Source organism: Collinsella sp. AM38-1BH (assembly GCF_003467545.1).
Taxonomy (GTDB): domain Bacteria; phylum Actinomycetota; class Coriobacteriia; order Coriobacteriales; family Coriobacteriaceae; genus Collinsella.
In genome coordinates, this window is the sequence record NZ_QSHC01000004.1 from 101,677 (window position 1) to 120,809 (window position 19,133).

At 59.4% G+C, this 19,133-nt stretch carries 16 protein-coding genes; 12 read left to right on the forward strand and 4 right to left on the reverse strand.

Going from position 1 to position 19,133, the window contains the following annotated elements; genetic code table 11:
• Window positions 1-235 precede the first annotated feature (235 nt).
• The 7 genes from DW870_RS03295 (at window position 236) to DW870_RS03325 (ending at window position 6,399) form a co-directional block, all read left to right on the forward strand.
• Window positions 236-1,240, forward strand: a complete 1,005-nt coding sequence (locus tag DW870_RS03295; RefSeq protein ID WP_117876864.1) for a LacI family DNA-binding transcriptional regulator — start codon at window positions 236-238, stop codon at window positions 1,238-1,240.
• A 214-nt stretch (window positions 1,241-1,454) separates the two neighbouring features.
• Window positions 1,455-1,793 (forward strand): PTS lactose/cellobiose transporter subunit IIA, encoded by a 339-nt coding sequence (locus DW870_RS03300; RefSeq protein WP_055252615.1) that lies wholly within the window; start codon window positions 1,455-1,457, stop codon window positions 1,791-1,793.
• 311 nt (window positions 1,794-2,104) lie between these two features.
• Window positions 2,105-3,085, forward strand: a complete 981-nt coding sequence (locus tag DW870_RS03305) for a hypothetical protein (protein ID WP_117876866.1) — start codon at window positions 2,105-2,107, stop codon at window positions 3,083-3,085.
• Window positions 3,086-3,392: 307 nt separating this feature from the next.
• The gene (lacA, locus tag DW870_RS03310; RefSeq protein ID WP_117876868.1) at window positions 3,393-3,821 is read left to right on the forward strand and encodes a galactose-6-phosphate isomerase subunit LacA; all 429 of its coding nucleotides are present in this window, start codon (window positions 3,393-3,395) and stop codon (window positions 3,819-3,821) included.
• A 63-nt stretch (window positions 3,822-3,884) separates the two neighbouring features.
• Window positions 3,885-4,409: a galactose-6-phosphate isomerase subunit LacB gene (gene lacB, locus DW870_RS03315; protein WP_117583544.1), complete on the forward strand. Its 525-nt coding sequence runs from the start codon at window positions 3,885-3,887 to the stop codon at window positions 4,407-4,409.
• 119 nt (window positions 4,410-4,528) lie between these two features.
• The gene (locus DW870_RS03320; RefSeq protein WP_117876870.1) at window positions 4,529-5,410 is read left to right on the forward strand and encodes an aldose 1-epimerase family protein; all 882 of its coding nucleotides are present in this window, start codon (window positions 4,529-4,531) and stop codon (window positions 5,408-5,410) included.
• A 53-nt stretch (window positions 5,411-5,463) separates the two neighbouring features.
• On the forward strand, window positions 5,464-6,399 hold the full coding sequence (locus DW870_RS03325) for a hexose kinase (protein WP_117798797.1): 936 nt from the start codon (window positions 5,464-5,466) through the stop codon (window positions 6,397-6,399).
• Window positions 6,400-6,640: 241 nt separating this feature from the next.
• Here DW870_RS03325 and DW870_RS03330 read toward each other — a convergent pair whose 3' ends face one another.
• Together DW870_RS03330 and DW870_RS03335 are read right to left on the reverse strand one after the other, a co-directional pair.
• Window positions 6,641-8,269 carry a UDP-glucose--hexose-1-phosphate uridylyltransferase gene (locus DW870_RS03330; RefSeq protein WP_233547385.1) on the reverse strand — a complete coding sequence of 543 codons (1,629 nt, stop codon included), beginning with the start codon at window positions 8,267-8,269 and terminating at the stop codon, window positions 6,641-6,643.
• The gene (locus tag DW870_RS03335; protein WP_117876874.1) at window positions 8,260-9,465 is read right to left on the reverse strand and encodes a galactokinase family protein; all 1,206 of its coding nucleotides are present in this window, start codon (window positions 9,463-9,465) and stop codon (window positions 8,260-8,262) included. Before DW870_RS03335 ends, DW870_RS03330 begins: the two co-directional genes overlap by 10 nt.
• 383 nt (window positions 9,466-9,848) lie before the next feature.
• Between DW870_RS03335 and DW870_RS03340 the strand changes: the two genes are divergently transcribed.
• Both DW870_RS03340 and DW870_RS03345 read left to right on the forward strand, forming a co-directional pair.
• Entirely contained in the window at window positions 9,849-10,835 is a 987-nt protein-coding gene (locus tag DW870_RS03340; RefSeq protein WP_117876876.1) for a LacI family DNA-binding transcriptional regulator, read from the forward strand.
• A gap of 129 nt (window positions 10,836-10,964) precedes the next feature.
• The gene (locus DW870_RS03345; protein WP_117876878.1) at window positions 10,965-12,125 is read left to right on the forward strand and encodes an FprA family A-type flavoprotein; all 1,161 of its coding nucleotides are present in this window, start codon (window positions 10,965-10,967) and stop codon (window positions 12,123-12,125) included.
• Window positions 12,126-12,190: 65 nt separating this feature from the next.
• On the opposite strand, the gene DW870_RS03350 is transcribed toward DW870_RS03345, so the two are convergent.
• Window positions 12,191-12,994, reverse strand: a complete 804-nt coding sequence (locus DW870_RS03350) for a DeoR/GlpR family DNA-binding transcription regulator (protein ID WP_117763442.1) — start codon at window positions 12,992-12,994, stop codon at window positions 12,191-12,193.
• 335 nt (window positions 12,995-13,329) lie between these two features.
• On the opposite strand from DW870_RS03350, the gene DW870_RS03355 reads away from it, so the two are divergent.
• Entirely contained in the window at window positions 13,330-14,187 is an 858-nt protein-coding gene (locus tag DW870_RS03355) for a class II fructose-bisphosphate aldolase (RefSeq protein ID WP_022095149.1), read from the forward strand.
• A gap of 701 nt (window positions 14,188-14,888) precedes the next feature.
• Here DW870_RS03355 and vsr read toward each other — a convergent pair.
• Window positions 14,889-15,878 (reverse strand): DNA mismatch endonuclease Vsr, encoded by a 990-nt coding sequence (vsr, locus tag DW870_RS03360; RefSeq protein ID WP_117876880.1) that lies wholly within the window; start codon window positions 15,876-15,878, stop codon window positions 14,889-14,891.
• Between the two features lie 164 nt (window positions 15,879-16,042).
• Between vsr and DW870_RS03365 the strand changes: the two genes are divergently transcribed.
• Window positions 16,043-16,828 (forward strand): ABC transporter ATP-binding protein, encoded by a 786-nt coding sequence (locus DW870_RS03365; protein ID WP_117735470.1) that lies wholly within the window; start codon window positions 16,043-16,045, stop codon window positions 16,826-16,828.
• Entirely contained in the window at window positions 16,818-19,040 is a 2,223-nt protein-coding gene (locus tag DW870_RS03370; protein ID WP_117876882.1) for an ABC transporter permease, read from the forward strand. Before DW870_RS03365 ends, DW870_RS03370 begins: the two co-directional genes overlap by 11 nt.
• Window positions 19,041-19,133 lie beyond the last annotated feature (93 nt).

Sequence of the window (19,133 nt, forward strand, 5' to 3'; positions counted from 1 at the left end):
CGAACCGTCGATTCCTTACGCGTAAACGTTTGAGCCGCCCGGTGGCTCTGTGTTTGCACAATGGCAACGTTAACATTTGGGCGACAAAAGCCGTTCGGGGAAGCAAAAATGTCGGTGAACGGTAGGTTTTGGGTGGTGAGCGTATGGTGGGGGAGGCGTTGGATATACTTGAAGGCGTTTCATTTGAATGCGCAAAGTGCCACCAATGGCATCGTTGACATAGAAAGATCGACCTATGGCCGCTGTTAAAAAATCGGTATCCGTCAAAGACGTAGCGCGCCTCGCGGGCGTCTCGGAGCAGACAGTCTCGCGTACGGTGCACGATTCGCCCAGCGTGCGCCCCGAGACCAAGGAACGCGTGCGTGCCGCCATGCGCGAGCTGGGGTATCGCCCTAATTTTGCCGGCCGGTCGCTGCGCCGTGGCAAGTTTAAGACCGTCGGCGTCGCCATGTTCAACATTACCGGTACCGGCAACCTCGATCGTATGGAGGGCTTTGCCGCCGCGGCCGACAAACATGGCTATGCCATCACCCTCACTAAGGTAGACGGGCATCCGTATACCCTCGAGAGCGCATCGTCGCGTATGAGCGCACTGCCGGTGGATGGCATGGTCGTGATCATGAATCGCATGCCGGCGGACTTTGGCACCTTCGAGCCGCTGTCCGGCATGCAGACGGTGCTCGTTACGATGTTGGAGCACCCGCTCTGTTCAACGGTCGATAACGACCAGTTCGATTGCTCGCGCCAGGTGGTCGAGTACTTGCTGGAGCAGGGGCACAAAACCGTGCACTTTATCTCGTGCCCCGAGCGCTCGCTTTCGGGCATGCGGCGCGAGGAAGGCTGGCGCGAGACATTGCGTGCGCATGGCATTGAGCCACCGCAGCTCGTGCGCGGCGACTGGACGGCGCAGAGTGGATATGCTGCCGGCCAGGTGCTTGCGGATGATCCGACCTGCACGGCCATTTATGCCTCCAACGATGCCATGGCATATGGCTGCATCCGTGGGCTCGAGTCGCGCGGGAAGTGCGTGCCCCAGGACGTGAGCGTGGTGGGTGTTGATGACAGTCTGGGCGACATCGTGCCCGATTGTCGCCTGACTACGGTGCGCTTTGACAACAAGCGCGTCGGCATGTGGGCGGTCGACAAGATTGCCGGCGCCGAGGGGGTTGCGCCTGGCGTGGAACACATGCTGATCCCCGGCGTGCTCGTAGCGGGCGATACGGTACGAGAGTTGCGCTAGGGTACGGACCTGTTTGGGTTGCCGCTAATAGTGTTTGATATTGTTCGAATTGGTTTAAAAACCGTTCACGGGCGAAAAGTGACCGTTCATAGCTTGAAATTGCGTTTTGCGCTGTTCTTTTTTGTTTGAATGTTAATGTTTCTGTCATACAGAACGCAGCGCGTATGCCCGGACGCGATGCTCTCCATTGGTTCATATGTGAAAGGAACGCAATATGGCAACCAAAGAAGAAATCTCGATGGTTGGATTCGAGATTGTCGCATACGCAGGTGACGCCCAGACCGATCTGCTTGCAGCGCTCGATGCTGCTCGCGAGGGCGATTTTGAGAAGGCCGAACAGCTGCACAAGGATGCCAGCGATGCACTTATCGGCGCCCACGACACGCAGACCAAGCTGCTTTCGCAGGAGGCCGGCGGTGGCGAGATGGAGATGACCTTCATCATGGCTCACGCCCAGGACACCCTCATGACCACCATGATTCTGGAGAAGCAGGCCCGCTTTACCATCGATGCCTACAAGCGCATCGCCGAGCTCGAGGCCAAGCTCGCCTAACGAGTCCTCACAATCAAGTCCCCTTCCAAAAGCTCTGCCGCAAACCCGCGACAGGGCTTTTTCCGTCCTCCTCCAAGTTGCGGCATCCGGCAGTTGGGGACGTTCCCTATCTGCCGGCAGTTTGGGCCACTCCTTTTGCCATTGGGGACGTTCTTAAACGACTAGTCGTTGGGGACAGTCTTGGGGTGCTCTGCCACCCTTCCGTTCGGTTTTTCGCTGGGTGGGTATACTTCCATCCGCAATACAGACCGGACTGAGGAGGTATCCAAATGCCGGATAACGGGTCAATACAAAAAAGAGACGTGCGCGAGATGGCTCATGGGCGTCCTGTCCAGATAACCGAGCACACGACGGTAACCGAGCTGCAGCCCAGCCTGTCCGATGTCGTGTGCGCAAACAAAAAGCTGCAGATTGGCTTTATCGTTGCGCTCGTGGTACTGGCGCTGCTGTTGGGCTTTGTAGCTCGTCCGCATTTCGCCGATACCAAAACTTGGGACTCCACCATCGAGGTTATCGATCAAAAGAAGGGCAATGTTTTGGCGCTCACGACCTCGTGCGTGGCACTGTCTGCGGGTATTACCGCGCTGCCGGGTGATACGGGAACGCCGGTTGCCGAGCAGCTCGCGCAGCTTTCAGGCAACCTTGGTATCGTGCTTGCCGTGCTCTACCTAGAGAAATATTTGCTCACGATTTTGTGGTCGGTTGGCCTGGGCATCTTAATCCCGTTTGCGTTGGTACTCTTTGCGGTGTCGCTCGGCATTCACGGGCGCTGGAGCGCGAGCACCGTTCTGCGCCGCGCGGCGACGCGCGTGCTGGTGGTTGCCGTGATCGGTATGGCGCTTGTGCCCGTGAGCGTATGGGTGTCGCAGAAGGTCGATGAAACGTATCGCGTAAGTATTGAGCAAGCCGAGCAAAAGGCTGCGGATGCGGCCGACACCACGGACAAGTCAGTCGAGACCAGCTCAAAATCGAACAAGAAAAAATCCGAGACCACGGAGTCCAAAAACGTGCTCGAGCAGTTGACTGATGGGGCATCGAGCCTTGTTACGTCGGTGACCAGCGGCGCCAAACAGATGACTGACGAGATCGTGCAGCAGGTGACCGATCTGATCGAAGGTGTCATCGTGATGATCGTGACCTCGTGCGTGATTCCACTGCTGGTGCTCGCGGCGTTTTTGTGGCTGGGGCACGTGCTGCTGGGGATCGATATCTCCGGTCCCGCGAACTATCTGACGGGCCGTTTCTTGAGCGCTCCGTCTAAACATGCCAAGAAGAGCGGGCAGTCTGAGTAGCTAAAACAGCTGTATATACCGGGGAATACCGCCGAAGGGCGGCCGAGACACGTTCTCGGCCGCCTTTTTGTTTGTTGAACACGTGGTCACTACGTCCGCGCCGGGCCCAAACGGCCAGCAATCATCCGTAAACGGTATTTGTTCAAAAAAGAACAAAGATAAACAAATAATTCTTGCAGTTACTGTTCGAATGTGTTCAAATAAACATGAACAGTGAAGAACCGCACATTCAGATGCCCGGACCTGAACGCGATTCAACACTTCCAAACAGAAACTACGCACCTGCGTATCTCTCAAGGAGGATGTCATGAGGGTTGTAATCGCTTCCGATGCCGACGGTATGTCGATGAAGGAGTCCATCAAGGAGATGCTCATCGCCGACGGTTACGAGGTCGTCGACTATTCCGAGACCCCTGCCGCGGACTTTGTCGATTCCGCGACCGCCGTTGCCAAGGACCTGCTGGAGCACAAGGATTCCCAGGGCTTCGCATTCGATAAGTACGGCGTCGGCTCCTATATGGCTGCCGTCAAGATCAAGGGCATGGTCGTCGCCAACATTTCCGACGAGCGTTCCGCTTACATGACCCGCGAGCACAACGGCTCGCGCATGGTCACCATGGGCCCGGGCGTCGTGGGCACCGAGGTCGCCAAGAAGATCGCCCGCGAGTTCCTGCGTGCCCAGTACGCCGGCGGCCGTCACCAGATCCGTGTCGACATGCTCAACAAGATGGCCTAACGAGAGCCACCGAGAACTCGAACTTCTACCTCAACTTGTGAATTCAGACGAAAGGACGTTCTGATGAAGAAGACCATCGCAATCGGTTGCGACCATATCGTTACGGACGAGAAGATCTATCTGGCCGACCGCCTGGAGCAGGCTGGCTACAAGGTGCTCGACTGCGGCACCTACAGCCACACCCGTACGCATTACCCCATCTACGGCAAGGCCGTGGGCGAGGCTGTTGCCAGCGGCAAGGCCGACTTTGGCGTGGCCCTGTGCGGCACTGGCATCGGTATCACCAACGCTGTCAACAAGGTTCCCGGCGCCCGCTGCGCCCTGGTTCGCGACATGACCTCTGCCCTGTATGCCCGTCGCGAGCTCAACGCCAACATCGTGGGCTTTGGCGGCAAGATCACCGGCGAGTTCCTGATGGCCGACATCATGCTTGCTTTCCTGGAGGAGCCCTACGACAAGACTCCCGAGCACGATGCCCTGATTGCCAAGATCGATGCCTGCAACAAGGCCGATGCCGAGGCTCAGGCCGACCCGCACTTCTTTGACGAGTTCCTCGAGAAGTGGGACCGCGGCGAATACCATGACTAGCGGGTATCCGGCGTAATTTACTAGTCCGTTGACGGCTCGCGTTTCTGTGATGAGGCGCGAGCCGGTTTTCTATCAGCCCCACTGGCTCGGCGGGCTGTCGTACGAAAGGGAAGGCTCCTATGGAGTTTGTTCTTGATAACGGTTTGATTCGTGTGGCGTTGAGCACGGCGGGTGGGTCGTTCACTTCTATTGCGGCCAACGGCCGTGAGTACCTGTGGCAGGGTGACCCGGCGGTCTGGTCGGGCCAGGCACCCATTTGCTTCCCGATCTGCGGCGGCCTTCGTGACGGTCGCGCGATGACCATGGGCGGCCGCGAGGTAAACCTCGACCGCCACGGCTTTGCGCGCAAACAGGAGTGGAAGCTCGAGGAGCAGAGCGACAACATGGCTGCGCTGAGCCTAAGCTCTGCCGACCATGCCGAGTTGCTCGAGCAGTACCCGTATCCGTTCAAGATCGTTGCTCGTTACACGATCGATTCGGAAAAGGTGGCCGTGTCGTACGAGGTGACCAATGAGGGCACCGAGGACATGCCGTTCTTTGTGGGTGGTCACCCCGGCTTTAAGTGCCCGCTCGACGAGGGCGAGTCCTATGACGATTACGAGCTCCGTTTTGAGCAGCGTGAGGCCACCGAGCTCTGTACTGCCGTTCCCTCGACGGGCCTGATTGATGTTGAGCATCGCAGCAAGAACCCCATGATCGGCCAGAACCTGCCGCTTACCCACGAACTCTTCGACTTCGCGGAGACCATCTTCGACGTGCTCGAGAGCCGCGTGGTTACGCTGACCAAGAAAACCGAGGACAAGGGCGTGCGCCTGACGTTCCCCGATATGCCATACCTGATTGTGTGGAGCAAGCCCGAGGGCGACTTTGTGGCCGTGGAACCGTGGGGTGGCCTGTCCACCTGTTCCGACGAGGACGATATTCTGGAGCACAAGCGTGGCTGCCTGGTTGCCAAGCCGGGAGAGACCGTCACCCGCGGCTTTGAGATTGAGATCCTTTAACGAGCTATCGTATGTTTGGGGTGGGTCATGCCGCCCCGGAACAGGAGTTCAACATGATTCTGACCGTTACCATGAACCCGTCGATTGATACGCGCTATCAGCTCGATAAGCTGATCATCGACGATGTTAACCGCGTGACGCCCGAAAAGACCGCTGGCGGCAAGGGCCTCAACGTGAGTCGTGTGCTGCTGCAGTTGGGCGACGATGTGCTCGCGACCGGTCTGCTTGGCGGCCACATGGGTGCCTATATGGCCGAGCTTATGGATGCCGACGGCGTCAAGAATGACTTTGTGCCCATCGCCGGTGAGACGCGCATTTGCCTGAATATTCTGCACGAGGGTAATCAGACCGAGCTGCTGGAGAGCGGCCCGCAGATCGCTCCGGCCGAGCTCGAGGCCTTTACGGCCAAGTTCGCCGAGCTCGCTGCGAAGGCTGACGTCGTGACGCTTTCGGGCTCGCTGCCGCGTGGCGTCGATGCCGGCTACTATGCCAAGCTCGTCAAGATCGCCGAGGAGGCGGGCGCCAAGGTGCTGCTCGACACCTCGGGTGCATCGCTGGAGGCTGCGCTGGAGTCCGACGCCAAGCCCGAGCTTGTGAAGCCCAATCTGACCGAGATCAACGGTCTGCTGAGCACGTCCTTCACGACTGACGATGTCGATGCCCTGCGCGAGGCGCTTGCCGCCGATGGCCGTTTTGCCGGTATTCCCTGGGTTGTCGTTTCGATGGGCGCTGCCGGTTCGGTGGGCTTCCATGAGGGTCGCGCATTCCGCGCCAAGACGCCCGCGATTGCGGCTGTGAACGCGACGGGTTCCGGCGACTCGACCATCGCCGGCTTTGCGCATGCCATTGCTGCTGGTGCCGACGACGTCACCGTGCTCAAGACTGCCAATACCTGCGGCAAGCTCAACGCCATGGACCCCAAGACCGGCCACCTGGTCATGGACCGCTGGGACGAGGTCTACAACAGCGTTGAGGTCGTAGAGTTGTAGCGGTTGCGACTCCTAATAGAATGAGCGTGGACAATCTCCTGCTTTTGGGGCCCATACGAGCTCAAAGTGGGAGATTTTCCACGCTCGAGTCATTAGTCGTTGGGGACGTTCTTGTTTGACTAGTCGTTTAAGAGCGTCCCCAATGACTACACGCAAAAATGGCGCCCGCCGGCGATGTTGCCGGCGGGCGCCGTTGTCTTGAAGACGAAATGATCCGTTTTCCTTCGTCCGAAAGGGATCATTACAGTGAGTCGATAAAGCGCTGCTGGGCGGTGCGGCCGGCTTCATCCCATTTAAATACGCCGGCGTTGTCGAGCACGTGGCCAAACACCACGCCGACCTCCTCGTGCAGGATATCGATGGCGTTGTCCGCCGTAAGCTCGTCGGCGCGGCGGGCATAGACATCCTCGGCCCATGCGGCGTGGCTGCGGCAAAGACTATCGCCCTCGAGCGCGCCGGCAAGGTCGTAGCTGGCATCGGCCTTGGCCGCCAGCAGGTGCTCGCGGACAGCACCGAGCTCGGGAACCAGGCGCGGCGGAAGAATGGCGAGACCCATAACCTCGATCAGGCCGATGTTCTCCTTCTTAATGTGGTGATACTCGGCATGCGGGTGGAACACGCCCAACGGATGCTCGTCGGTCGTGATGTTGCAGCGAAGCGCCAGGTAGGCCTCGTAGATTTTGCCGCCGGCATTGCCGCGGGAGTCGACGCGGCGGATGACGGGTGTCACTGTGTTGTGCGCCATGTCATCGGCTGTGTGCGCGATGACGCCCACAGGCTCATCGGTCCACTCGCGCCAGGCGAGGATAATCTTCTCGGCAGCGTCGAGCAGCTGAGCGCGGTCATGCGAGCGCAGGCGAAGCACCGAAAGCGGCCACTGCAGCACAGCACCCGTAACGCTGTCAAAGCCGGGCACGCTAAACTGTGAGACCTCGGTGGCATGCATCATGGGGAACTCGTGCGCGCCGCCCTGGAAGTGGTCGTGCGACAGAATCGAGCCGCCCACGATGGGCAGGTCGGCGTTGGAGCCAATAAAGTAGTGCGGGAACAGGTCCACAAAGTCGAGCAGGCACGTCAGGCCCTTGCGGTCAACGTGCATCGGGCGATGCTCGGAGCTCATGGCAATGCAGTGCTCGTTAAAGTACGCGTACGGGCTGTACTGGAAGCCCCAGCGCTCGCCGTCGAGCTGGATGGGGATAACGCGCAGATTCTGGCGGGCGGGGTGAGTGCCGCCGTCGGCTGCGGCGGAGCGTCCGGGATAACCCTCGTTTTCGATGCAGAGCTGGCAGGCGGGATACTTTTCGCCCGCGTTCTTGGCTGCACCTGCCGCGGCGATGTCGCGCGGGTCCTTCTCGGGCTTGGACAGGTTGATGGTTATCTCGAGATCGCCCCAGTTGGTGGGGGTGCTCCATTTGATGTTGCGCGCGATGGCGGCGCGGCGCACGTAGCCGGCGTCGCAGCACAGGCCGTAGAACCAGTCGGTCGCAGCGCGGGGTTCGTTGACGCCCATGCGGCCGTTGAACTCCTCGTTTACAACCGAAGGCCTCGGCATCAGCGTGCCCATGATGCGCATGGCGATGCGGTCGCGCCCCGATGTTGTGTCCTCGGCGGCGCCGTTGGCAACGGCAGCCTCGGAAAGTGAGACAAGCGTGCCCTCCAGGTCAAAGTCGGGCAGGGTATCGGGGTGCAAGAGCGAAATCTTCTCGGTCTTGAGCGCCCAAGCCATGTCGAGTGCGGGGCCCGTGGCGCCGATGCACTCCAAAATGGTGTTGTAGGCCCAGATGCGATCGTCCTGTCCGATCATCGATCGATGGATGGCATACTCAATCAGGCCCTGCGCGGCCTCGCGCACGTCGGTCATTACAGCCATGCCGCGTAAGCCCCCTTGTCAGAAATGGCGTAGTGGCGGGCAGAGCCCTCGCCCAGCCAGCCGTTCATCTTGGCAATGAAGGTGTCGACCAGGTCGAGCGGCACGAAGGCCTGGATGGTGCCACCAAAGCCGCCACCGTGAATGCGAACGGCGCCGCGGCCGTCGAGCACGTGCTCGGCCAGCGCCAGGGCATACATGGAAGGCTGCTCAGACCCCAGCTTGGCAACGACATTCTGCAGGTACATGGCGGAGCTGGCGCCGGACTCGCGCGTCAGGACCAGGAACTGATCGATATCGCCGGCGTTAAGGGCCGACCAACGCTTATCGACCAGGCCGTTCTCGTACCAGTAGTGAACGGCGCGCAGGCAGGCACGGTCGCCCAGCTTGGCGCGCAGCTCGGGGAGCTTGGCGTCAAAATCGGCAACGTTTACCTCGCACAGGCGTGCCTTGCCAAACTCGGCGGCGACGTCTTGCATTTCGCGCGGAACGGCGGCGTAGTCGTCGGTGGCGGCCACGTGGTCGGCACCGACCTTAACGAGCACGAGCGCATAGCCGTGATCTTCAAAGTTGAGCTCGAGCTTCTGGGTCTTAGGCTGAGCCTGATCCTCAAAATCCATGTAGGCAAGGCCGCCCAAGCACACGGCGGCCTGGTCCATAAGGCCGCAGGGCTTACCGTAGTAATTGTTCTCGGTGCGCTGGCTCATCTGGGCGAGCGCGACGGGCTCGATGGCGGGCGCTCCCCAGAGCGTCTCCATGGCACGACCGTATGCCGCCTCGACAGCAGCGGAGCTCGAAAGACCGCCGCCCGAGGGGACGGAGCAGGTGAAGGCGAGGTCGAAGCCCTGGGGCTCAACGCCCAGAGCAGCGATTTCGTGGGCCATGCCGCGGACGAGGCTCGCGGACGTGCCCTTCTCGGACTCCTGAACGTCTAGCGTGTCGAGCGCGATCTCAAACGTGGGATAGCCTTCGTCGGCAACGCGGACCTTGTTGGAATCAGTTGCCACGGCGATGCCGTCGACGGCGACATCGAGCGAGCCGGCGATAACGTGGCCGCCCTCGTGGTCGGTGTGGTTGCCGCTGATCTCGGAGCGGCCGGGCGCGTGCACATAGAGCACCTGGCGATCGCCGATGGGGCCAAACTCATCCTCGAACAGCTTGGTGAGTGTGGCGAGTGTCTTTTCGTCGGGAGCGGTCATGAGGGTCCTTTCCTTGGCGCATACTGACGAGCTTTGCGTCGTAGTGAGTACGTTAACAATCTGAAGCGGCGTAAATTCAGCATCTACGATGCCGCACGTTACGGGCTATGTTAACGTACTCATAACACAACACTTATCACTTTTTGAGAATCTGGTAATCGGTAGAAATTCAGCCGTGAACGGTATTGCCGTATGGACTTATAGAGCAGAAGAGTTGCGGATTGAAAAAGTAGAGTACGTTAGCATGCGTCCGACGATAGCGGGCTTCGGCGCGGGGTGTGTTTCTGCCCGGGCCGGCATGCACGCTATTCAGATCTCGCAAGGGTGAAGGTGATCCTGTGGCAAGGCGCCCGTCCAACGATACAGGTACGCGTCCGGTCTCCATGGCCGACGTCGCCCGCGCTGCTGGCGTTTCGCAGCAGACGGTTTCGCGCGTCGCCAACGGCTTGCCCAACGTTAACGAACAGACGCGCCAGCGCGTGCAGGCCACCATGCAAGAGCTCGGCTTTCGTCCGAGTTATGCCGGTCGCTCGCTGCGCGACGGCCGCTACCATTCGGTCGGTCTGTGCGTCAACGATGTCACCAAGTTCGGTAACCTGACGATGATCGACGGCATTGCCAGTGCGGCCCGTGAGCGCGGTTGCGCCATCACGCTGGTCGAGATGTCCAAGACCGAGGAGTTTTCGCTTGCCGAGGCCACGCGTCGTATGGCTGCATTGCCGGTGGACGGCATCATCATCGGCATGAGTCGCATGGCGCCCGATTTTGAGTCGTTTGATCCACTGCCGGGCATTGGCACGGTTATCGTCACCATGTATGCGCATCCGCGCGTGACCACGGTCGATTCCGATCATTACGGCTGCTCGCTGCTGCTCATGGATCACCTGTTTGAGCTGGGGCACGAGCAGATTCGCTATATTGGTGGCCCGTCGTTCTCAGTCGACGAACAGTTTCGTCGCGCCGGCTGGCAGGATGCACTCGAGCGTAAACACATCGAGCCGGTAGAGCCGCTCGAGGGTGACTGGTCTGCCAACAGCGGTTACGAGGCGGGCAGGTACCTGGCCGAGCACGACCGCACCATGACGGCGATTTACGCGGCAAACGACCAGATGGCAAACGGCGCCATCGCCGCGCTGCGCGATAGCGGCTTGCGCGTGCCCGAGGACGTGAGCGTGGTGGGCGTCGATGACTCACTCGACGACTTTGTCGCGCATAACGAGCTCACGACCGTTCGATTCGACTTGCATCAGCGCGGACGAGAGGTGTTTGAGCATGCGGTTCCCGAGGCGGGTGCGGCGGGCAAAACCGTTGCCATTCGTATTCCCGGCCAGCTTATCGTTCGACATAGTACGGCGGCACCGCGCGCATAGTTTCCGCAGGTCAACGGTGATATGTTGAACATCAATAACAATCGATAAGGATGCCGGCAGATGGCTGTTGGGATGCAGCCGAGTGCTATGATAGACGGGTTCTTTTGTCTATCTAGGAGGTTTTGCCTGATGGAGATCACCAAGGATATCCGCTACATCGGCGTCGACGACCACGACATCGACCTGTTCGAGGGCCAGTACGACGTGTCCGAGAACGGTATGGCATACAACAGCTACGTTATCTTGGGCGAAAAGATCGCTGTCGCCGATTCGGTCGACGCTGGCTTTGTCGACGAGTGGCTCGGCAACCTCGAGGCCGAGCTCGATGGCCGTACGCCCGACTACCTGGTCGTCCATCATATGGAGCCCGATCACTCCGCCGGCATTGCCGCCTTTATGGAGCGCTATCCCCAGGCACAGATCGTGGCAAGCATGGGCGCCTTCCGCATGATGGTCAACTTCTTTGGCACCGATTTCCCCGAGCGCAAGATGGTCGTCAAAGAGGGCGATGTGCTCGACCTGGGCGGCCACAGCCTAACGTTTGTTGGCGCCCCCAACGTTCACTGGCCCGAGGTGCTCTTCTCCTACGAGGCCACCGACAAGGTGCTCTTTAGTGCCGACGGCTTTGGCAAGTTTGGCGCCAACGACATCGAGGATCCTGAGGGCTGGGCCTGCGAGGCGCGCCGTTACTACTTTGGCATCGTGGGAAAGTTCGGCAAGTTTGTGCAGGCCGTGCTCAAGAAGGCCGTCGATCTGGATATTCAGATTATCTGCCCGCTTCACGGCCCCGTGCTGACCGAGAACCTGGGTTATTACCTCGACACCTACAACACCTGGTCGAGCTATAAGCCCGAGGACGACGGCATCACGATTGCCTACGCGAGCGTGTACGGCCATCTGAAGGCCGCCGTTAAGGAACTCGCATCCGCGCTTGAGGCTCGCGGCCAGAAGGTTTCCGTCTTTGATCTCGCTCGCGACGACATGGCCGAGGCCGTTGAGGATGCGTTCCGCTATGACCGTCTGGTACTCGCTTCCATCACCTATCAGGGCGAGATCTTCCCGTTTATGAGCACCTTCATCCACACGCTCGCCGAGCATGCCTACCAGAACCGCACGGTGGCGCTTGTCGAGGCCGGCTCTTGGGCGCCCGCTGCTGCCAAGGTTATGACCAAGGAGCTCGAGGGCATGAAGGACATCACCCTGACGCAGAACAAGGTGACCGTCCTAGGCTCGCTCAACGACACCTCGCGCGCCCAGATCGAAGCCCTCGCCGACGAGCTTTCCAAATAGCGATATTTCGCTTTTAACGCTCAAACCACCACAAAGGGGACAGGCACCTTTGTGGTGGTTTTTGTTTACACGCTGGCGATGATGAGGTTCGGGCGTTCGTCATCGGCAATCTCGGCGATTGAGGTGGCAACGGCATGGTCGGGGTCGCAATCCATCATGACGGTGTCGACATCGGTCAGTTCGGCAAAGCGATACATGCCGCGTCCGTTGACCTTGCTGGCGTCCATGAGGGCGGCGCTTTGACGGGCTGCGGCGATCATGGCCGTTTTGGTCTCGGCCATCTGAGGAAAGTCAGTCGTAAAGCCGCAGCGGGGGACAAAGGCGCCGGGGCATATGACGGCAAGGTCTGCGTGAACCGTTTGAAGTGCCTGCATGGTGAGCGGGCCATATAGATAGCGATGGCCTTTGCGCAGTGCCCCTCCCAGCATGACGACATCAACCGAGGGCATGCTTTCGTCGATGTAATCGGCAATGGTGATGTCGGCCGTGATGACGGTGATGCCGTCGCGCTGATCGAGGAGCCGGACAAACTCGAGTGCCGTGGTGCCCGAGTCGACGAGCAGGGTGTCACCGTTGCCGACGAGTTCAATGGCACTTTGTGCGATAGCCTGCTTGGCGGCGACATTGATGTTTATGCGGCGATCTTGCGTGGAGACAGTTAGGCGTTTGTGGAGCGACACGGCGCCGCCATGCGTGCGACGCAGCTTGCCGGATTCGGCGAGCGCGTCCAGGTCGGCGCGGGCGGTGACGGAGGATACGCCAAAGGTTTGGGCGATGTCTGCCACCTGAACGGAGGCGTTATGCTCGAGCATTTCCATGATGGCGGCGCGCCGCTCGTCGGCGAATGCTCGAGTTGTTACGTGGGCCATAGCTGCTCCATCCGCGTCTGAAATTTGCAGGAATTGTGTTGAGTCCATTTTCGTTCATTTTCTTTTTAAGTAAGAAAACACCTTTTGATTACTTATCTTTTCTATAAAAGAAAGACGCTGAACGCCTAAAATTTAATATCGAACATGTCCGCTCGGCTCAAATTCCTTCCGTTTACTTTTCAAAAACGACTGTATTGACCTGCATGGGCTCAACATCTCGCACGTGTAAAGCCGCTGAATTTCATACAATGAGCGCAGCAAAACGCAAGGTAAAACGCCTTGTGAACAACTACGCCCGATGTCCAGATGCGGGCGAGGGAGAGGAGCAAACGCTCATGGCACTTGTTACCACCGAAAAGATGCTCAAGGACGCTCAGGCCGGCCACTACGCCGTCGGCGCGTTCAACGTCGAGAACCTCGAGTTTGTTATGGCCGTTCTGGCTGCTGCCGAGGAGACCAAGTCCCCCGTCATCATGCAGACCACCCCGGGCACCATCAAGACCGCTGGTCTGGACTACTTCTACGGCATGGTCAAGGCTGCCGCCGAGCGCGCTTCCGTGCCCGTTGCCCTGCACCTCGATCACGGCGATGGCTATGACCGCTGCATGCAGGCTTTCCGCACGGGCTACACCTCCGTCATGATCGACGGTTCGCACGAGTCCTTCGAGGACAACATTGCCCTGACCAAGTCCGTCGCCGACGCTGGCCGCGCTATGGGCGTGCCCGTCGAGGCTGAGCTTGGCAAGGTTGGCGGCAAGGAGGACGACGGCCCCGCGGTTGAGGGTGAGAGCCCCTACACCGATCCGGCCGAGGCCAAGGAGTTCGTCGAGCGCACTGGCTGCACCTCCCTCGCTATTGGTGTTGGCACCAGCCACGGCGTGTACACGAGCGATCCGCACATCGAGCAGTCCGTGGTCAAGGCCATCCGCGACGCCGTCGACGTGCCGCTGGTTCTGCATGGCACCTCCGGTGTGCCCGATGAGCAGGTTGCCGAGGCTGTGAAGAACGGCATCTGCAAGGTTAACTACGCTACCGAGCTGCGTCAGGCCTACACCAAGGGCTTCATGGCCTACATGGCCGAGAACCCCGCCTGCTTCGATCCTAAGAAGCCGGCCAAGGAGGGCATGCGTGAGATCACCGAGCTGGTTAAGATTCGCATGACCAACCTCAACTCTGTGGGCAAAGCAGAGTAACAGCAAGGGTACTCCGACTCGCTACTTATCTCGGGGAGGGACGAGGGCTTAGTTCCCCAATCGTCCTCGGGCATGCAAAAAGCCTCGCTGCGCACTTCGTGCGGCGAGGCTTTTTGCCCCCTGCGGAAAGATTGGGGAACTAAGCCCTCGTCCCTCCCAGGTTGACCTACTCGAGGTCGTCGCCCTTGTGGCGTTGGGCGGAAAATTGGAGCGTTAGGGCTACTTTGTTGATGGGGGCTAGTATGCCCGGGCTTGGTTGGGGAAGGTTTTGTCTAGGGATGCTTGGAGCTTTTCGAACGATGCTTGCAAGTTGAGATTCTGATTGGTTGAGCGTTTGGCTTTTGTGGTGGGGGAGTCGAGGAGACCGTCTCTCTGTGTCGGGGGGAAGGAGAAAAGGTCTGCATGTGTTAGGGATGGCTGCTGTGCTGCGTCATTGGAAGAATGCATGCTTATGCGGCCTCCTCGATGTCCACCAAAAGATTGCGCGCGGGGTGTGCTGCTAGGTCCCGTGCGTTGGCAGTATTATGCCGCGGCCGTCGCAAAGAAGCGCTAAAGAAAGGATTAATGAGGTTTGGCGTTACGATGAAACCGCAGGTCAGAGGTATCGAGTAACACTCTTGAAAGGTTTTGGGCTTAAGGGCTTTCTAAGGTTTGTGACGTGGATGTGGCTCGCCTGTGTGGGGTGTGTGGACGGCTCGTTCCTAGCGCTGCGGCTCTGCGGCGCGCACCCGCTCGATGACCTTTTTCATCGTGGCGTCGATGCGGTCTTTTTTGAGATCGCATTCCCAGATGGTTATGGACGTCCAGCCCATTTGAGTGAGTGCTGCCACGGCAGCGCGGTCGCGCTCGACGTTGCGACGGAACTTTGCCTCCCAAAACTCAACATTGCGTTTTGGCTGGCTCGGATTGCACTTAGGGCAGCGATGCCAAAAGCAACCGTTGACAAAGATGGCGATCTTGCGGCCGGGGAAGGCGATGTCGGGCTTGCCGGGAACCTTCCATTCCAAGCGATAACCCGTAAGGCCCGCTGCGCGCAGGCGCTGGCGAACGAGCAGCTCGGGTTTGGTGTTTGCACGCTTGTTGCCCTTCATGGACTTTTTGATGGCAGCGCGACGGCGCACCAGTTCGCGCTCGTCGGCGGAAAGGTCCGAGGTATCGATGCCGTCGAGCAGACCGGGCTTGGGACGCTTTTTGCTGCGGCGCCTAGGTGCGCGCTTGGGCTTGGAAGCGGGCTCGTCGGTCGTGGTGGCCTCGGTGTCGTTGGCAGTGCTGTTGGCCTTAAGCCGATCTTCCTTCAGCTCAATAAGGGCATCAATGAGCCCCTTGTCGGCGGGCATCCATTCCACCGTGGCAAGCGAGGTGCGCGGAATCCAGCGGATATCGAGCTGGCGGTCGTGCTTCTGAGGCTCATCGGATTCATCGGCGAGCGAGCAGTAGTAGCACTCCATTGAGAGGTGGAAATCTGGGTAGTCATACTCAACGGTGTAGAAGTCACGCAGGTTGGTGACTTTGACCTGCAGCTCTTCCATGAGCTCGCGGCGCACGGCGTCTTCAGGTGTCTCGCCGCGCATGAGCTTACCACCCGGGAACTCCCAAAGTCCCTGCATGTCGCCGTAGCCGCGCTGCACAGCAAGTAGCTCGTCAGATCCATCCTTGCGAATGATCCCAGCGGCAACATGAACAGTCTTCAACAGGAGTCCTCTCTCAACATCAACATATGGCAAGGTAGTCTTTTTGGGACGGGGCTACCCTTACCTTACGCAACGGTAAGGCAAGCGTAAGCCATATCGATGGTAGCCGACTCGGCTCCTTGCGACTATAGATGCCGTAGACTAATCGCAAGAAAGGACTCGGTATGCAAACCACGCAAACGGCGACCCCGGTACTGGAGGTCGCGCATCTCGAAAAGGTATATGGAGCGCTGGGCAACGTGACCCGCGCGCTCAACGACGTCAGCTTTACCGTCAACCGTGGCGAATTCGTCGGCATCATGGGCGCCTCGGGCTCGGGCAAGTCGACGCTGCTCAACTGCGTGTCGACCATCGATAGCGCCACGAGTGGCACCATCCGCATCAACGGCCAGGACGTGACGCGCATGAAGCAGGCCAAGCTTTCGCAGTTCCGCCGCGAGGAGCTTGGCTTTATCTTCCAGGACTCCAACCTGCTCGATACGCTCACGGCGCGCGAGAACATCGCCTTGCCGCTCACCATCGCCCGTATGAACTCGGCGGAGATCTCGACCCGCGTGCAGGATGTGGCTGCGCGCCTGTCCATCAGCCAAGTGCTCGACAAGTACCCCTACCAGATGTCCGGCGGCCAGCAGCAGCGCGTTGCCGCCTGCCGCGCGCTCGTCACCGACCCCACGATGATCATGGCCGACGAGCCCACCGGCGCCCTCGACTCCAAGAGCGCCCGCCTGCTGCTCGAGAGCCTGGAGGCGCTCAACCGCCGCCTGCGCGCCACGGTGCTCATGGTTACGCACGATAGCTTTGCCGCCAGCTACACGAGCCGTGTGCTGTTTATCCGCGACGGCAAGATCTTCACCGAGCTGCGCCGCGGCGACACCGACCGCCGCGAGTTCTTCGACCGCATTATGGAGGTCGTTGCCATGATGGGCGGTGAGGGCTCCGATGCTCTGTAAACTCGCTTGGGGCAACGTCCGCCGTGCCGGCCGCGACTACCTCGTCTACTTGTTGACGCTCACCCTGGGCGTCACGGTCTTCTATGCCTTTAACACCATCTCGATGCAGGTCGACATCGCCGGAATTGATGAAGAGGGCTTGGCGCAGGTTATGGGCAGTATGCTCGGCGACCTGACGTACTTTTTGGCCGGTGTCATGGCCTTTTTGATGGTGTACGCCAATAACTTCATCATGAAACGCCGCAAAAAGGAGTTTGGCCTGTACCAGGTGCTCGGCATGGGGCGCGGCCGCGTCGCCACGATCATGGCGCTCGAGACGGTGATTGTCTCGGTGGTGGCCTTTGTTGCCGGCATTGTGCTGGGTGTGGGACTCTCCCAGCTCATGACGTTCTTTACGGCCTCGCTCTTTAAGACGCAGATCGCCAATTTCCACTTCTTTTTCTCGATGCATGCGTTCAATCTGACCCTTGCCTGCATGCTCGTAATGTTTGTGCTCACGCTACTGCTGAACCTCCGCGCCGTGCGTCGTACCAAACTCATCGAGCTTATGGGTGCCGAGCGTCGCAACGAGACCATCAAGACACGCAACCCCTGGATCGCGATTGCCATCTTTGCCGTGGGCGTGGTGCTGGTGGGCGTGGCCTATTACCGTCTGCTACGTGATGGGTTCCCGCTAACCGCGACGGACAGCAAGCTGCAAGAGGCCATGAACCAGTTTGGTATTACGACCGCTATGGTTACCGTGGGCACCTTTGCCCTGTTCTGGGGACTCTCGGGCATGCTCATCAAGCTGCTGCAGAGCCTGCGCGGCGTGTATTGGCGCGGTCTCAACATGTTTACCGTGCGCCAGCTTGCGGCCAAGGTCAACACGGTGTGCTTTTCGATGGGCGTCATCGCGATGATTCTGTTCCTTGCCATTACTTCTGTGACTTGCGGTATGTCGATTGCCAGCGTGATGAACGAGAACCTGGAGCGCTATAATCCGGCCGACATGTCGCAGACGTATGTCTATTACACGCCCGATACGCTCGACTACTACAAAGAGTACGTCAATCCGTCTGAGGCCGATCGCATGGTGCTGGCCGATAGTACGGTCGATTTGTACTCCGCATGGCACGGCGATCCATGGCACGGCGATCGTAAGGACAAGTCGGCGGACAACAACGACGAGACCGGCAAGAAGGTCAATATTGCCGATGTTGCCGGTGAGCATGTGCAGATCGATTCGTATCTGAGTTACCCGCTTGGCGGTTCGGATCCTTCGGTGACTCCAAGTGAAATGTGCAAGGCCATGGGCGAAAAGCTCCCCAAGGCGTTCGAGGGCAGCAACGCCGACATGACAGGCCTGTCTGTGACGCCGGCAAGTCAGTACAACAAATTGCGCCAGATGATGGGCGAGGAGCCGGTGAGCATTGGCCGCGACCAGTACTTGCTTACGTGTGATATGGGCGGTGAGCTGGTCGACCTGTACACCAAGTATATGGCTGGCGGCCATGCCCTTACCTTGGGCGGGCATACGCTCAAGCCCGCAACCGATAAGTCGGACGAGGACACGGCGGCCATCGCCAACTCGGCGATGGGCAGTAACGGGGGTACCGTCGTCGTTGCCGACGAGCTGTTGTCCCAACTCAATCTGCAGCCGTATTCCAGTAGCCTGCTCGTTAACTACAAACAGGGGATGGATACGACCGAGGCAGACGAGAGTATTAAATACACTGTGCTCGACAATCTGCTCGTTGACGGCAAGGAGCCGGGATCGTGGGGAATCTTCATCACACGCTCCGAGATGTACGCGCAAGCAGCGCAAATGAACGGTCTTATTAGCTACCTAGCCATCTACATCGGCTTTGTATTGGTCGTTGCATGCGCGGCGATTCTGTCGATCCAGCAACTCTCCAACGTGGCCGACGGCAGCCGCAGCTATCGTGTGCTGGCACAGATCGGCTGCGACGACCGCCAGATTCGCCATTCGGTGATGGCGCAGCAAGCGGTATTCTTCCTGTTCCCGCTGGCAGTGGGCTTGGCGCACTCCTTTGTGGCGCTCAAGGTGATCATCGAGCTGGTGAGCATCTTTGGCAACATGAGCATCGGTGGCACGGTGGGCCTTACCTGTGCGATTTTCCTGGCAGCCTACGGCGGCTACTTCCTGGTGACCTACCTCATGAGCGCCGGAATGGTGCAAGCTGCCATAGCCACCCGCTACAGCGAGTAGCTCGTTCAGCTCGGATTTATCGTAGGTTGAGCATAAGTCAGACACTATGACCCAATCCAGGGGCACGGAAACGACAGGAGCCCCCGCTCGTGA